Below are 15,197 nucleotides of genomic sequence, written 5' to 3'. Positions count from 1 at the left end.
ACGGCCGCGCCCTGCGCGGCCGTTTCTGTTTGTGGGAGCGGAAAAACGCTCTAGACTGCGGCGAAACCTCTCCACAGGACGCGCGCATGACCGATGTAATCCCCACGCCCGAGCAGCCCCGCATTCCGGTCGCCGGTGGCGGTACTTTCCCGGTGCGCCGGATCTACTGTGTGGGCCGCAACTTCGCCGATCACGCGCGCGAAATGGGCGCGGCCGTGCCCGCCGCCGATGATCGCGGCCGCCCGATGTTCTTCAGCAAGCCGGCCGATGCGATCGTGGTCGGGCATGACGATGTGATCCCCTACCCGCTCGCCACCCAGGACCTGCACCACGAAGTGGAGCTGGTGGTGGCGATCGGCAAGGACGCGCCTGCCGGTGAACTGCCGGTCGACCAGGCCGAAGCGCTGGTGTTCGGGTACGGCGTCGGCCTGGACCTGACCCGCCGCGATCTGCAGGCGCAGGCCAAAGCCAAGGGCCACCCGTGGGACCCGGCCAAGGGCTTCGATCAGTCCGCCCCGGTGAGCGAGCTGGTGCCGGCTGGCGAAGTCGGCGATCTAGCCGCGCTCAACCTCTCGCTGGAGATCAATGGCGAAGTGCGCCAGCAGTCGCTGCTGGACCAGATGATCTGGAACGTGCCGGAGATCCTGCACGAACTCTCCAAACTATGGGCGCTGCGCGCGGGCGATCTGGTCTTCATGGGGACGCCTTCCGGCGTGGCCGCGTTGAAGCCCGGCGACCGTTTCAGCGCACGTCTGGAAAACGTGGCCGAGCGCCACGGCATCATCGCCGGATGACAATGGCTGCGTTACGCTGCGGCGTCATTTGATTCCCCCACTACGACAGGAGAGCCCGATGGGTGTACTGACTGAGTTCAAAGAATTCGCCATGCGTGGCAACGTCATCGACCTGGCGGTCGGTGTGGTCATCGGTGCGGCGTTCGGCAAGATCGTCACCGCGCTGGTGGACAAGATCATCATGCCGCCGCTGGGCTGGGTGATCGGCCGCGTGGACTTCTCCGAACTGGCGTGGACCCTGGCCCCGGCGCGCATTGCGCCCGATGGCAAGGAGATCCCGGCGGTGGTGATCGGCTACGGCGACTTCCTCAATACCGTGGTGCAGTTCGTGATCGTGGCCTTTGCGATCTTCATGGTCGTGAAGTTCATCAACCGCCTGGCCCGCAAGAAGCAGGCCGAGCCGGCCGCCCCGGCGGCACCGAGCGAAGAAGTGCTGCTGCTGCGCGAGATCCGCGACAACCTCAAGCAGTAAGACCCCACCCCCAGTAGTGCCGGCCGCTGGCCGGCTCACCCGACACCCTGCATCGCGCGGAGCCGGCCAGCGGCCGGCACTACCTGAAAACCCCGCTTCGGCGGGGTTTTCGCGTTTGGAAAACAGCATTCGCCGGAGCATGACCTCCCGCCCATGTACGCGCCGGACAGACTGGTAAGCTCGGACGCTTCCGCCCCGTTTCCCGGAGTTCGTCCATGCGTCGCCGCGTCCTTGCCATCGCATCTTCCCTCGCCCTGCTGGCCGCGCCCGCGTTCGCGGCGACCGGTATCACCACGCTGCCCCCCACATCGCTGGCCACCGCCGCCGAGCTGCGCGAGCAGGCCCTAAAGGATGACACCGGCTGGAAGGTCGTCGAGTCGCTGACCACCGAGATTGGCCCGCGCATCGCCGGCAGTGAAGCCGACGCGCGCGCCGTCGCGTGGGCGGTGGCCAAGTTCAAATCGCTGGGCTTCGACAAGGTCTGGACCGAGCCGGTCACCTTCCCCAAGTGGGAGCGCCGCAGTGAGCACGCCGAGGTGATCGGCAAGCATGCCCAGCCGCTGACCATCACCGCGCTCGGCGGCAGCCCGGGTGGCACGGTGGAGGCGGAAGTGGTGCGGTTCGCCGACCTGGCCGCGCTGCAGGCCGCGCCCGAGGGCTCACTGAAGGGGAAGATCGCCTTCGTCGATTACCAGATGACCGCCTACCGCGATGGCCGCGACTACGGCAACGGCGGCGCGGTGCGCAGCAAAGGCCCCTCCGAGGCGATCCGCAAGGGCGCGATCGGCTTCGTGATGCGGTCGGCCGGTACCGACTCGCACCGCGTGCCGCATACCGGCATCACCCGCTTCGATGACGGCCTGACCCCGGTACCCGCTGCGGCGCTGTCGGTGCCCGATGCCAACCAGTTGGCGCGCCTGGTTGCGCTGGGCAGCACCACGCTCAAGCTCAGCCTGGATTGCGGCTGGGACGGCAAGGCAACCTCGTACAACGTGATCGGCGAGATCACCGGGCGCAGCCTGCCCAAGGAAGTGGTGGTGATCGGCGGTCACCTGGACTCCTGGGACCTGGGCACCGGCGCGGTGGATGATGGGGCCGGCGTAGGCATCACCATGGCCGCCGGCCACCTGATCGGCCAGCTCAAGCAGGCGCCCAAGCGCACCATCCGCGTGGTCGCCTTCGCCAATGAAGAGCAGGGCCTGTATGGCGGCAAGGCATATGCCGAGGCACACGCCAAGGACGTGGTGCTGCACCAGCTCGCGGCCGAGAGCGATTTCGGCGCCGGCCGCATCTACGCCTTCAATACCGGCTCGCCGAATCCGGCCAATTCGCGCGAGGCGACCCGCCAGATCGCCGAGGTGCTCAAGCCGCTCGGCATCGAGTACGCCGCCGACAAGGGCGGCCCGGGCCCGGACGTGGGCCCGCTGGCCGCCAAGGGCGGCGCGTGGGCGTGGTTGGCGCAGGACGGCAGTGACTACTTCCACCTGCACCACACCGCCGACGACACCCTGGACAAGATCGACCCCGCCGCCCTGGCGCAGAACGTGGCCGCTTACACCGTGTTCGCTTACCTGGCGGCCGAGGCCGATGGCAGCTTCGGCAGCGAAGCCAAGCCGACCACGCCGCCGAGCGAGTAATCCCCACACACACGCGGCAGGTACAAAAAAAGCCCGGTCGCAATGCGACCGGGCTACCGGGATAACGTCACACCCCACGCGGTGAGCGCCGCTAGACCTTCGCGGTCCGGACAAGCGGATCGCCGCGCTGCGGGGGTGTCTCTCCTCATCCACGCAGCACAGCGTCCACTCCGCACTGTGCGCAGTTTTCACTGCATGCACTATGCGATTAATCCGAAAGCGATGTAGTCACGACGATTTCGGTGAAACCGATCACACCGTGGGTGGCGCGAATGACGCCGCGCTCCCCCCGAAATTGCACGCTGTGGTCAAACGCGACTGCGTCCGTACCACTGCGCCAACAGGACTGCCGTCGCCGAAGCGACGTTGAGGCTTTCCACGACACCGGTACCCGGGATCGAGACCTGATGGTCACAGTCCTGGGCCAGCGCGCGGTCCATGCCTTCGCCTTCGGCGCCCATCACATACACCAGCCGCGATGGCAGCGCCGTGGCGAACAGATCATCGCCGCCCTCCACCAGCGTGGCAGCGAGGCTCAAACCGGCGGCACGCAATTGGGCCATCGCCTCGGGCAGCGCCGGCAGGCGCACCAGCGGCACGGCCTCGGCACCGCCTTCGGCCACGCGCGCGGCCGCACCGGACAGCGCCAGCGTCGAGTCCGGCGGCAACAGCAGCCCGGCCACACCGAAGTGCGCGGCCGAGCGCAGGATCGCGCCGAAGTTGTGCGGGTTGCCCACGCCATCCAGCCACAAGGCCAGCACCGGCTTCCCGGCCGGCAGCGTGGCCAGCCATTCATCCAGCGCCAGCATCGGCGCGCGCAGCACGTCGGCCACCAGGCCTTCGTGATGCGTGGTGGCGGCGAGCTTGTTCAGATCGCCGTCTTCCACCACGCGGTAGCCGACGCGGTTGGCCACGCACCACTTCAGCACCGGCTGCATGCGCGGAATCAGCGCCTCGGTCAGGTACAGCTTGCGCAGCGCCTGCGGGCGATGCTCGAACAACGCCTGCACGGCGTTCCAGCCATACAGGCGCAGCTCGTCGCTGCCACGGCCGGGCGGCGGCGGGGTGCCACCTTCGCGGGGCGGCAGCGGCGTGGCGCGCGGCGGCCGCGAGGACGGACGGCGCGCATTCTTCCAGGGGTCATTCACTACGGGACAGCTCCAGCTTGCGGGTACGCCAGAAATCGGCGTTCTTGATGCCCAGGGCATCGGGGTCGAAAATCGGATCCAGGCCGAGTTTCTTCTGACGCTCATAGTCGCGCAGCGCCAGCATCGCCGGCTTCTGCACGATCAGGATCGCGATGATGTTCAACCACGCCATCAGGCCCACGCCGATGTCGCCCAGCGCCCAGGCCAGGCCGGCATTGTGGAAGGCACCGAAGATCACCATGCCGATGATGCCCAGGCGCAGCAGCAGCACGGTCAGCGGGCGCTTGGCGTTGTGGTTGATGTAGCTCAGGTTGGTTTCGGCCATGTAGTAATAGGCCATGATCGTGGTGAAGGCGAAGAAGAAGATCGCGATCGCCACGAAGCCTGCGCCCCAGCCCGGCAGCACGGTTTCCACCGCGGCCTGCGCGTAGCCGGCACCTTCAGCCACGCCGGCCAGGCCGGCGAACACCGGCGCGCCGCCGGCCACCGGCGAGTACACGTTGTAGGTGCCTGCGGCCAGGATCAGGAAGGCGGTGGCGGTGCACACCATCATGGTGTCGAAATAGATCGCGAAGGCCTGCACGTAACCCTGCTTGGCAGGGTGCGAGACCTCCGAGGCGGCTGCCGCGTGGGGGCCGGTACCCTGGCCGGCCTCGTTGGCATAGATGCCGCGCTTGACGCCCCACTCCACCGCCAGGCCCATCATGGCGCCGAACGCGGCGTGCGCGCCGAAGGCGCTGCTGAAGATGATGTTGAACATCTCCGGCACGCGCTCGTAGTTGAGGATCATGATGACGATGGCCATCAGGATGAAGCCGGCGGCCATGAACGGCACCACCACTTCGGCAAAGCTGGCGATGCGCTTGACCCCGCCGAAGATGACCACGCCCAACAGCAGCGCGACCACGATGCCGATGCCCAGCTTGAGTGCCTGCACCGATTCCAGGCCCATGACCTGGCCATCCAGCGGCCCGCACAGGGCACCACCACGGCAGGCGTTGATGATGCTGTCGGCGATGGCATTGGCCTGCACGCCCGGCATCAGGAAGCCGGCGGCGATGATGGTCGCCACGGCGAAGGCCAGCGCGTACCACTTCAGGCCCATGGCCTTTTCGATGTAGTACGCCGGACCGCCACGGTAGCGGCCTTCGGCATCCTTGGTCTTGTAGATCTGCGCCAGGGTGCACTCCACATACGACGTCGAGGCGCCGAGGAAGCCCATCACCCACATCCAGAAGATCGCGCCGGGGCCGCCGAACGCGATCGCGGTGGCTACGCCGGCGATGTTGCCGATACCCATGCGGCCGGCCATGGACATGGCCAGTGCCTGGAACGAGGACACACCCGCCTCGGATTTTTCACCCTGTACGGTCAGGCGGCACATCTCCACGAACCCGCGGATCTGCATGAAACGGGTGCGGGCACTGAAATACAGGCCTGCGGCAAGACACAGGAAAATCAGAGCCTTGCTCCAGATGATCCCATTGATGAAATGGACTACTTCTTCCACGCGCTCTCTCCAGTCGGCGGAAACAAAAGGAACGTCCCCGTCGGCTGGGACCCGGTCGATTCTCCACGATCCGCGCCGGGCTGCGTAGTGGCAATTTCGATGAATGGGCGGCAATGCCGCCCATTCCGGTCAGGCGTGGCCGCCCACGGAGGGTGTTTCCGCTTCCTGGCGGGCCAGTTCGCGCGCCACCGCTTCGGGCGAACGCGTGTACGGGGCCAGCAGCGAATAGAACGCCGGCACCACGAACAGCGACAGGAACGTGGACACGGTCACGCCGAAGATCACCACCACGCCGATCGTGCCGCGGCTGGCCGAACCGGGGCCACCGGCCACCACCAGCGGGATCGCACCGACCACGGTGGCGATGGAGGTCATCAGGATCGGGCGCAGGCGGACCATGGCCGATTCGACGATGGCCTGGTGGACGTTGCGGCCTTCATCGCGCAGCTGGTTGGCGAACTCCACGATCAGGATGCCGTTCTTGGCCGCCAGGCCGACCAGCATCACGATGCCGATCTGGCTGAACAGGTTGATCGTGCCGCCGCTGACATACAGCCCCAGCAGCGCGCCGAGCACGCCCAGCGGCACGGTCAGCATGATCACCAGCGGATGGATGAAGCTCTCGAACTGCGCGGCCAGCACCAGGAACACCACCAGCAGGGCCATGGCGAAGGTCAGCAGCACGGCGCTGCCGGCGTTCTGGTACTCGCGTGATTCGCCCTTCCAGCTGATCTGCGCGTGCTGCGGCAGCTCTTCGCTGGCCACCTGCTGGGCCCAGGCGATGGCTTCACCCAGCGGATAGCCCGGGGCCAGGCCGGCATTGATGGTGATCGAGCGCAGCCGGTTGAAGCGGTTGAGGCTGCCGGCCTCGGCCACTTCGCTGAGCGTGACCAGGTTGGACAGCGGCACCAGTTCGCCGCCACTGGCGCGCACGCGGATCGCAGCCAGATCCGACGGGGAGGCGCGGCCTTCGCGTCCGGCCTGGACCAGCACGTCGTACTCCTCGCCGTTGTCGACGAAGGTGGTGACGCGGCGCGAGCCCATCATGGTTTCCAGCGCGCTGCCGATCGCGGTGACCGACACGCCCAGATCGGCCGCACGCTGGCGGTCGATGTTCACGCGCATCTGCGGGCGCGTTTCCTTGTAGTCCGAATCCGTGCCGACCAGGCCGGGGTTGTCGGCCATGCGCAGCAGCATGCGGTCACGCCACTGCGCGATTTCCGCGTATTCCGGGCCACCGAGCACGATCTGGAACGGCTGCCCTTGGCTGCGGACCAGGCCGCCGCCGACCTGGGTGCGCACGCGCACGCCACGCAGATCATTGAGGTGGGTCTGCAGTTCGGCGGCCACGTCCGGGGTGGAGACATCGCGCTGGCGCCACGGCTGCAGGAACACGCTGATGCGGCCGGTATGCATTTCTTCGCTGGAGCCCCAGCCACCGGGCACGCGCGGGTTGGCACGCACGATCGGCTCGTCCTCGCCGACGAAACCGGAGACGATCTTCTCGACCTGCTGGACCTGGCCGACGGTGTAGTCGAAGCCGGCGCCTTCCGGGCCGTCGATCATGATCTGGAACGAGCCGCGGTCTTCGGCCGGGGCCAGTTCGGAGGGCAGCACCTTGAGCAGCAGCGCGCTGGCCAGCAATGAGAGGATCATCACCACGATGTAGACCCAGGTGCGGGTCACGTGCGCTTCCAGGAAGCGGCCGTACGCGCCCGACAGGCGATCCAGGTTGCGGTTGATGACCCCGTGCAGGCCCTTCGGCGCCTGGCCGGTGTGCGGCTTGAGCAGCTTGGAGGCCATCATCGGGGTGAGCGTCAGCGAGACGAACGCGGACAACGCCACCGCCGCGGCCAGCGCGACGGCCAGCTCACGGAACAGGCGGCCGGTGTTGCCTTCCAGGAAGCCGACCGGCAGGAACACCGCGACCAGCACGGCGGTGGTGGCGATCACCGCGAACGCCACTTGGGTGGTACCGCGTTTGGAGGCGACCAGCGGCGGCTCGCCCAGATCGATGCGGCGCTGGACGTTTTCCACGACCACGATGGCGTCATCCACCACCAGGCCGATACACAGCACCAGCGCGAGCAGGGTCAGCAGGTTGATCGAGAAACCGAAGGCATACAGGGCGATGAAGGCGGCGATCAGACAGACCGGCACCGTGACTGCGGGAATCAAGGCGGCACGGAAACTGCCCAGGAACAGCCAGATCACCGCCAGCACCAGCAGCATCGCCTCGACCAGCGTGGCGTAGACGCGATCGACAGCGGCCTCGATGAAGGTGGTGTTGTCGAAGGCGACGAAGATGCGCGTACCCTCCGGCAGCGTGCTGCTGATCCGGTCGGCTTCGGCGCGCGCTTCGCGGGCGACATCCAGCGCGTTGGCGGTGGAGGTCTTGACGATGCCCAGGCCGATGTTCGGCTCGCCGTTGCTGCGGTAGTAGGCGCGGCGCTCGGAGGAGGCCAGTTCGATCTTGGCCACATCGCCCATGCGCACCACGTAGCCGTCGGCGCCCTTGCCGAGCGGGATGCCGGCGAAGTCTTCGGGTTTGACGTAGTTGCGCTCCACGCGCAGGGTGAAATCGCGGTCGGTGGATTCGATGCGGCCGGCGGGCAGCTCGACGTTCTCGTTGCGCAGCGCGGTTTCCACATCGCCCACGGTCAAACCACGCGCGGCGAGCTGGTCGCGGTCCAGCCAGATCCGCATCGCATAGCGCTGGCGGCCACCGATGCGCACCTGGGCCACGCCATCCAGGCTGGAGAAGCGATCGACGATGTAGCGGTCGGCGTAATCGCTCAGCTCCAGCGTATCCATCGAGGTCGAGCTCATGTTGAGCCAGATGATGGGATCGGCGTCGCTCTCGACCTTGGCGATTTCCGGCGGCCGGGCCTCTTCGGGCATGCGGTCGGCGACACGGCTGACCGCATCGCGCACGTCGTTGGCGGCCGCTTCGATATCGCGGTTGGAGGTGAATTCGATGCTGACCTGCGAGCGCCCGTTGGAGCTGCGCGCGTTGATGGTATCGATGCCTTCGATGCCGGCCAGGGCATCTTCCAGCACCTGGGTGATGCGGCTTTCGATGACCGCCGCCGAGGCACCCGTGTAATCGACCGAGACCGAGACGATCGGCGGATCGATCGCCGGCAGTTCGCGCAGGGTCAGGCGGGTGAACGACATGAAGCCCAGCACCACCAGCAGCAGGCTCATCACCACGGCGAAGACCGGCCGCTGGATGGAAATATCGGAAAGCTTCATCCGGCGGTGTCCGGTTCAGCCGTGGCAGCGGCGGCCGGCGTGGCCGGTGCAGCCTCTTCGGCCTGGATCTTCAGGCCCGGGCGCAGCTTGCCGGTGCCATCCACGACGATGCGGTCGCCGGCGGCGAGGCCATCGCGGATTTCGACCACGCCGCTGCGGCGCGCGCCGGCGGTGATGTCCACGCGCTCCACCACCTGGTCCGGTTTGACCCGGAACACATACGAATCGCGCCCGACCTGCACCACGGCGATTTCAGGAATCACCAGCGCCTGGCGCTCGGGGCGGAACATGCGCACATCCAACAGCATGCCCGGGCGCAGGGCGTGGTCGGCGTTGATGAAATCGGCGCGCACGGTCACCGCACGCGTGCCCGGATCCACGCGGGTATCGATGGTGGCGACCTGGCCTTCAAAGTTGCGGCCCGGGTAGGCCACGCTGGTCGCGTTGACCTTGTCGCCGGTGCTCAGCGAGGCCAGCTCGGCTTCGGGCACCTGGAAGTCCACGTGCATGCGCTCGATGTCGTCCAGCGTGGTGATCGCGGTGCTGGGCGTGACCAGCGAACCGGCGCTGACCTGGCGGATGCCGAGCACGCCGGCGAAGGGCGCGCGCACGCGTCGATCACCGATATCCGACTGCATCTCACGCACACGTGCATCGGCGGCATCGCGGATGGCGCGCTGCGTATCCAGGGTGGAGCTGGCCACCAGCTGCTGGGCGGCGAGTTCGCGCTGGCGCTTGTACAGCTGGTCCGCTTCCAGGAAGGTGGCCTGGGCCTGCAGCAGCGCGGCTTCCTGGGCCTGCCCGCGCAGGGTCACCAGCGGCGTACCGGCACTGACCTGCTGCCCGCTTTCGAAGTGCACCGTCTCGATGATTTCGCTGACCTTGGCGGTGACCGTGACCGATTCGCGCGCCTTGGCCGTGCCCAGTGCCTGCAGGGTGTCGCTCCATGCCGAGGTCTGCACCACCTGGGTGGTGACCGGTACGGCGTCTGCCTGCCGGCGAGCGGCCTCGTCTTTGCTGCCACACCCAGCCAACGCGACCAGGGTGATGCCAGCGGCGAAGCGCGCTGCGATGCGTCCCAACATGTAATCCATTCCCGGTTGTTTCTCGACCGCCGAGTGTATAGAGGGGTCGAGCCGGGGCATATGTGCCAAGCGTTTACCGGCCTCTTCACATCCGCTGGTGACGGGCGAAAGCCTTTCCGTGCTGGGGCCTGCACCGGATGTATCGCCATGTATCGACGCATGTCGAAATGCGCGGGCGGCGCCGGGTGGTCGCGCCCGGCAGCGGCAGAGGCCGGGCGGGAGGCTTGGCCCCCGCCCGGCCGTGAGGCTCAGTAACGATAGTTCACTTTCAGCCAGGCGGTGCGGCCGGGCTCGTTGATGCGCACCGGGTCGGCCGGGAAGCCGAAATCGGCGCTGCCGGCCAGGTTCAGGTGCTCGCTGTAGGTGCGGTCGAACAGGTTGTCCACGCCGGCACTGACCAGCAGCGCTGCGTTGACCCGGTAGCTGGCGTTCAAGGCCAGGGTGGCGAAGCCGGCGCTGGGGCCCAGATCGCGGGCGACCACGTTGCCCTGCCCGGCTGCCACGCGCCCCTGGCGGGACACGGCACGCGCCAGGGCCCCCACGCTCCAGCGCTCGCCTTCCCAGGCCGTGCTGAACCGGGCTTCCAGCGGCGGCATCTGCGGCAGCGCGCCGCCGTCGGTTCGGTTCTCGCCCCAGGCGTAGGCCAGTGTGCCGCCGAGCTTCCACTGCCGGGCCAGCTGCCATTCCGCACCCGCCTCGGCACCGGCGATGCGCGCGTCGACGTTGGTGGCCTGGCTGCTGCTGCCCATCATGCCGCCGTCGCGGTAGGTGAACAGGATGTAGTCCTGGAGGCGCCCGGCATACGCCGAGACCCAGGCGTTGAGGCGATCGGTACGGTACTGCAGGCCCAGATCGAGCTGGGTGGTCTTCTCCGGCTGCACACCGGTGAAGGCGTTGATCGCGCCCACCGGGCCGAGATCGGGCGAGAACAGCTCCCAGTAGTCGGGCATGCGCTCGCTGTGGCCGATGCCGGCATACCAGGTCAACGCGGGCGCGATGTCGCGCTCGAACCGGACGAAGCCGCTGCCCAGGTTCTCGCGACGGGTCTGCCCGGCGGTCGGATTGGGCATCGCCATCATGCCGGCGGTGGCACGCTCGTCCTTCACTTCGGCGCGGTCGATGCGCAGGCCACCGACCCAGCGTTGCGCAGTGCCCTCGCCCAGGGTGATCTCGGTGAACGCCCCGAGGTTCTCCAAGCGTGCATCGGTACGCCACGGCTGCTGGCGGTACACGTTGCGACCCATCGCGTTGCGGCTGCGATGACGGCTGTCCTGCGCATCCACGCCGGCCACGATGGCGATGTCCTGCCAGCGCCATTCCGAAGCGATACGGCCACCGGTGGTGCGGCGATCGACATTGGAGGCCATCGGCATCGGCATGCTGCTGGCCGGGTTCGGCGTGCGCAGCGTGTAGTTGTCCATCACGTGGTCGGCGTCGTTGTAGTACAGGTTGGCCTGCAGCTTGTCCCAGGCACCGGGCAGGTTGTCCTTCTCGAAGCGGGCGGCGTAGCTGGTGCGCTTGAACGCGGCACCGTCCATGCCGCGGCCGGCGTAGCGCGCGATCGCATCGCCGGTGCCGGCCGACAGCTCCAGCACGGTATCGGCGTCGGGCGTCCAGCCGACCGCGACATCGCTGTTCCACTTGCGCCACCTGGAGGGCACCACATCGCCGTTGCCGTCCTTGTAGTCATCCGATTCGGAGCGGTTGCCGTTGACGCGCACATAGCCCGGCGATGCGCCGGCGGTGAGATCGAGCACCTGGTCGTTGCGGTTGCGCGAGCCGACCAGCGCGCTGGCGTTGATGTCCAGGCCCGGTTGATCGAAACGTGGCGTGTCGCGTTCGAAGCGCACTGTCCCGGCCGAGGCACCGGCGCCCCAGCGCACGCTCTGCGGCCCCTTGATGATGGTCAGCCGGTCGAAGGTTTCCGGGGCGATATAGGACAGCGGGTTGTCCATCCGCGAGGGACACGCGCCGATCAGGTTGCCTTCGTTGCTGACGATGTTCAGGCGCGAGCCGAACATGCCGCGCAGCACCGGATCGCCGTTGGTGCCGCCGTTGCGGACCGCGGCGAAGCCGGGAACCGTCTTCAGGTAATCGGCGCCATCGCTGGCCGGCACCGGCTGCCGCGGCAGGCGCGGATCGGTGACCCAGTGCAGCGGTGAGGACGGTGCGGTGGCGGTGACCACCAGCGTATCGAGGGTGCGGGCATCGTCATTGGCCGCATGCAGCGGCAGCGCGACCAGGGCCAGCGACAGGGAAACAGACAGGCGCGTCAGTGCGCCCGCGCTGCGGGAAGAAACGGTCATGGTGGAACTCCAGAAAAACACGCAGGCACGCGCCGCCATCACGGCGACACGGGCAGGAAGGGCGGTGGTTTCAGGAGATGGCGGGCGGGCCGCGCGCGGCGTGGGCCGGCCAGCGCAGGCTGCGAGGCGTGGGGACCGCGCGCAGCACGCGCGGTGCGATCACCGGCATCGCCGGCAACAGCAGGATCAGCACCGCCAGCCACGGCATCAGCCGCGAAGCCATCATGCAGTACTCGCAGGCGTCGCCATGCCCGGCATGCTCGCTCATCGGTGGCGACGATGCGGGGGTGTCGTGGGCGCTTGGCAGGGCGTGCGTCGGCATGGGCTGCATCGCCATGTCGTGCTGCTGCATGTCGTGGTGGTGCACGTCGCGCTGCGCGATGTCGTGCTGCATGCCGTGCCCCGCGTGCGCATCCGGCGGCGCAGGCAGCGCGTGGGTCATGCCGGTCGGCATCAGCATCACCGGCGCCCCGGCATGCGCCTGCTGCCAGCGGCTGAGCAGCGGCGCCAGCGCCATCAGCAGCGTCGCCACGAAGGCAAGCTGCAGAAAAACGGCATACGGGCGACGGCGGACGTTCACCCCGTCATGGTAGCGCCCGACCGTGCGCCGGGCAGCCCGAAACCCTGCGACCAACCGTCGCAGTGGCCTTCTCGAAGCACCCCACCGAACCCCTCAACCCTCTGGAGAAAAGCCCCCTTCTGTTGAAGGGGGCGCGCCAACGGCGCGGGGTAGAGGGGGAATGCGCGGGCAGACCATCACCGTCGTCAGACGGTGATGGTCTGCGTCAGCGATTCCCAGGTCGGCGGCAACGGCCAGTTGGCCTCCTGGTTGCCGTCGATCACCCGGCGCAGGTCGCGGGTGTCGATCTGCGGGGCCAGCACGTGCACCAACTCCAGCGCGTAGTCGCGCAGTACGCGGTCGCGCGGCAGCACCGCCCAGGCGATGCACTCGTCGATCGGGGCCGGGGCCGGCCAGGCGCGCAGGTCTTCATCGCTGGCGTTGACCGCCATTTCCGCGAGCAGGCCCACGCCCAGCCCGGTACGTACATAGGTCTTGATCAGGTCCGCATCGAGCGCGGTCAGCGCGATATCCGGGGTCAGCCCGGCGCTGGCGAAGGCGCGCTGGAGCGAGGAGCTCCCGCGGGTGGAGGATTCGTAGCTGATCAGTGGATGGCTGGCGAGCGCCTGCAGATCCGGCGCGGCACCTGGGCGGTCCAGCGCGTGCCCACGTGGCACCAGCACCAGCCGGCGCCAGCGGTACAGCGGAATGGCCAGGCCGGCAGTGGGCTCACCACCGGCGGTGCTGATGATGGCGATGTCCGCATCGCCCTGGCTGAGCAGGTCCAGCGCATCGCTTTCGGCGGCCTGCTGCAGGTGCACGCTGACCTGCGGGTAGGCCTGCTTGATCCGCGCCACCGCCGGCGGCAGCACGAAGCGCGCCTGGGTATGGGTGGTGGTGAGCACCAGCTGGCCCTGGCTCTCGCGGCGCTGGTTGGCCGCATAGGTCCGGATATTGTTCGCTTCGCCGAGGACGGCGCGGGCGCGGCCGATCACTTCCACCCCGGCCGGGGTCACCGCTTCCAGGCTGCGGCCCTTGCGTACGAACAGCAGAAAGCCCAGTTCATCCTCCAGCTGCTTGAGCTGCTTGGACAGGCCGGGCTGGGTGGCGTGCACGCGGGACGCCGCCAGCGTGATGTTCAGCTCGGCGTCGGCGATGGCGACCAGATAGCGAAGTTGGGTCAGCGTCATGGGCGGGCGATACGGCGCATGGAGAGGGGGCCATCCGACTGTAGGGCAAATGCCGTCACCAGCTTATAACCAAACGTTGTTTAAGAAGGTAATCAGGTCATTTCGCGCGGTCATATGCCGGCGGTACGGTCTGACCGACCCCGGCCCGGCCGCAAGCGGGCGCCCTGCGCCACCACCGGCCCGAGCCTCCCCTGCCGCTCGGCCTCCCGGGCGGCAACGACTTTTCCGGAGCATCCCCATGGCCCTGTACGACTCCATCCTGGACACCATCGGCAACACCCCGGTGGTGCGCCTGCACCGTCTCGCCCCCGAGCACGTCACCCTGTATGCCAAGGTCGAGTCGTTCAACCCCGGCGGCTCGGTCAAGGACCGGCTGGCGCTGGCGATCATTCTCGACGCCGAGGCCAAGGGCCTGCTCAAGCCGGGCGACACCATCGTGGAGGCGACCTCGGGCAACACCGGCGTGGCCCTGGCCATGGTGGCCGCCGCGCGCGGCTACAAGTTCGTGGCCACCATGGTGGAGACCTTCTCCATCGAGCGCCGCAAGCTGATGCGCGCCTATGGCGCCAAGGTGATCCTGACCCCGGCCGCCGAGCGCGGCTCGGGCATGGTGCGCCGGGCGAAGGAACTGGCCGAGGAACATGGCTGGTTCCTGGCCAGCCAGTTCGCCAACCCGGCCAACCCGGCCTATCACCGCAACACGACCGCCCCGGAAATCCTGCGCGATTTCGCCGGCAAGCGGCTGGATTACTTCGTGACCGGCTGGGGCACCGGTGGCACCCTGACCGGGGTCGGCGAGGTGCTCAAGGTCGCCCGCCCGGAAACCCGCATCGTCGCCACCGAGCCCGAAGGCGCCGCCCTGCTCAAGGGCGATGAGTGGAAGCCGCACAAGATCCAGGGCTGGACCCCGGACTTCGTGCCGGAGGTGCTCAACCGCGGCGTCTACGACGAACTGCTGACCATCGACGATGCACGGGCGATCGAGACCTCGCGCCGGCTGGCGGCCGAGGAAGGCATTTTCGTCGGCGTCTCGGCCGGCGCCACCGTTGCCAGCGCGCTGGACATCGCGGCCAAGGCCGCGCCGGGGTCGGTGATCCTGGCGATGCTGCCCGACACCGGCGAGCGCTACTTCTCCACCCCGCTGTTTGCCGATATCAATGAAGGCTCCGACGACGACTGGCTGGCCGGTCTGCCCTGATCCCCCCGTTGGTCCGGAAGAACGCAACGCCCGCCCTGACCGG

At 68.0% G+C, this 15,197-nt stretch carries 11 protein-coding genes; 4 read left to right on the top strand and 7 right to left on the bottom strand.

What is annotated here, in order from left to right; translation table 11 throughout:
- Positions 1-86: 86 nt before the first annotated feature.
- The 3 genes from POS15_RS01215 to POS15_RS01205 all read left to right on the top strand — a co-directional run bounded on the left by POS15_RS01215 (position 87) and on the right by POS15_RS01205 (position 2,903).
- On the top strand, positions 87-794 hold the full coding sequence (locus POS15_RS01215; protein ID WP_019183922.1) for a fumarylacetoacetate hydrolase family protein: 708 nt from the start codon (positions 87-89) through the stop codon (positions 792-794).
- A gap of 58 nt (positions 795-852) precedes the next feature.
- Complete coding sequence (mscL, locus tag POS15_RS01210; RefSeq protein ID WP_019183921.1) at positions 853-1,266, top strand: large-conductance mechanosensitive channel protein MscL; 414 nt, start codon at positions 853-855, stop codon at positions 1,264-1,266.
- 215 nt (positions 1,267-1,481) lie between these two features.
- Positions 1,482-2,903, top strand: coding sequence for a M28 family peptidase (locus POS15_RS01205; protein ID WP_284128835.1), 1,422 nt, complete (start codon positions 1,482-1,484; stop codon positions 2,901-2,903).
- Positions 2,904-3,211: 308 nt separating this feature from the next.
- Here POS15_RS01205 and POS15_RS01200 read toward each other — a convergent pair whose 3' ends face one another.
- The 7 genes from POS15_RS01200 to POS15_RS01170 form a co-directional block, all read right to left on the bottom strand.
- Positions 3,212-3,991 (bottom strand): TrmH family RNA methyltransferase, encoded by a 780-nt coding sequence (locus POS15_RS01200; RefSeq protein WP_237740307.1) that lies wholly within the window; start codon positions 3,989-3,991, stop codon positions 3,212-3,214.
- 52 nt (positions 3,992-4,043) lie between these two features.
- The gene (locus tag POS15_RS01195; protein WP_019183918.1) at positions 4,044-5,561 is read right to left on the bottom strand and encodes an alanine/glycine:cation symporter family protein; all 1,518 of its coding nucleotides are present in this window, start codon (positions 5,559-5,561) and stop codon (positions 4,044-4,046) included.
- Positions 5,562-5,690: 129 nt separating this feature from the next.
- Complete coding sequence (locus POS15_RS01190; RefSeq protein WP_019183917.1) at positions 5,691-8,816, bottom strand: efflux RND transporter permease subunit; 3,126 nt, start codon at positions 8,814-8,816, stop codon at positions 5,691-5,693.
- Positions 8,813-9,901, bottom strand: coding sequence for an efflux RND transporter periplasmic adaptor subunit (locus tag POS15_RS01185; RefSeq protein ID WP_070471401.1), 1,089 nt, complete (start codon positions 9,899-9,901; stop codon positions 8,813-8,815). The genes POS15_RS01190 and POS15_RS01185 overlap by 4 nt, the downstream gene beginning before the upstream one ends.
- A 248-nt stretch (positions 9,902-10,149) precedes the next feature.
- Positions 10,150-12,207: a TonB-dependent copper receptor gene (locus tag POS15_RS01180; RefSeq protein WP_284128834.1), complete on the bottom strand. Its 2,058-nt coding sequence runs from the start codon at positions 12,205-12,207 to the stop codon at positions 10,150-10,152.
- A gap of 70 nt (positions 12,208-12,277) precedes the next feature.
- Complete coding sequence (locus POS15_RS01175) at positions 12,278-12,724, bottom strand: hypothetical protein (protein WP_284129612.1); 447 nt, start codon at positions 12,722-12,724, stop codon at positions 12,278-12,280.
- Between the two features lie 248 nt (positions 12,725-12,972).
- Entirely contained in the window at positions 12,973-13,956 is a 984-nt protein-coding gene (locus POS15_RS01170; RefSeq protein ID WP_019183912.1) for a LysR family transcriptional regulator, read from the bottom strand.
- A gap of 238 nt (positions 13,957-14,194) precedes the next feature.
- Here POS15_RS01170 and cysK point away from each other — a divergent pair, with 238 nt between their 5' ends.
- The gene (gene cysK / locus POS15_RS01165; RefSeq protein ID WP_284128833.1) at positions 14,195-15,154 is read left to right on the top strand and encodes a cysteine synthase A; all 960 of its coding nucleotides are present in this window, start codon (positions 14,195-14,197) and stop codon (positions 15,152-15,154) included.
- The last annotated feature ends 43 nt before the right edge of the window (positions 15,155-15,197 follow it).

This window comes from Stenotrophomonas sp. BIO128-Bstrain (assembly GCF_030128875.1).
Taxonomy (GTDB): Bacteria; Pseudomonadota; Gammaproteobacteria; order Xanthomonadales; family Xanthomonadaceae; genus Stenotrophomonas; species Stenotrophomonas bentonitica_A.
This window is presented reverse-complemented; position numbering and strand designations above follow the sequence as displayed.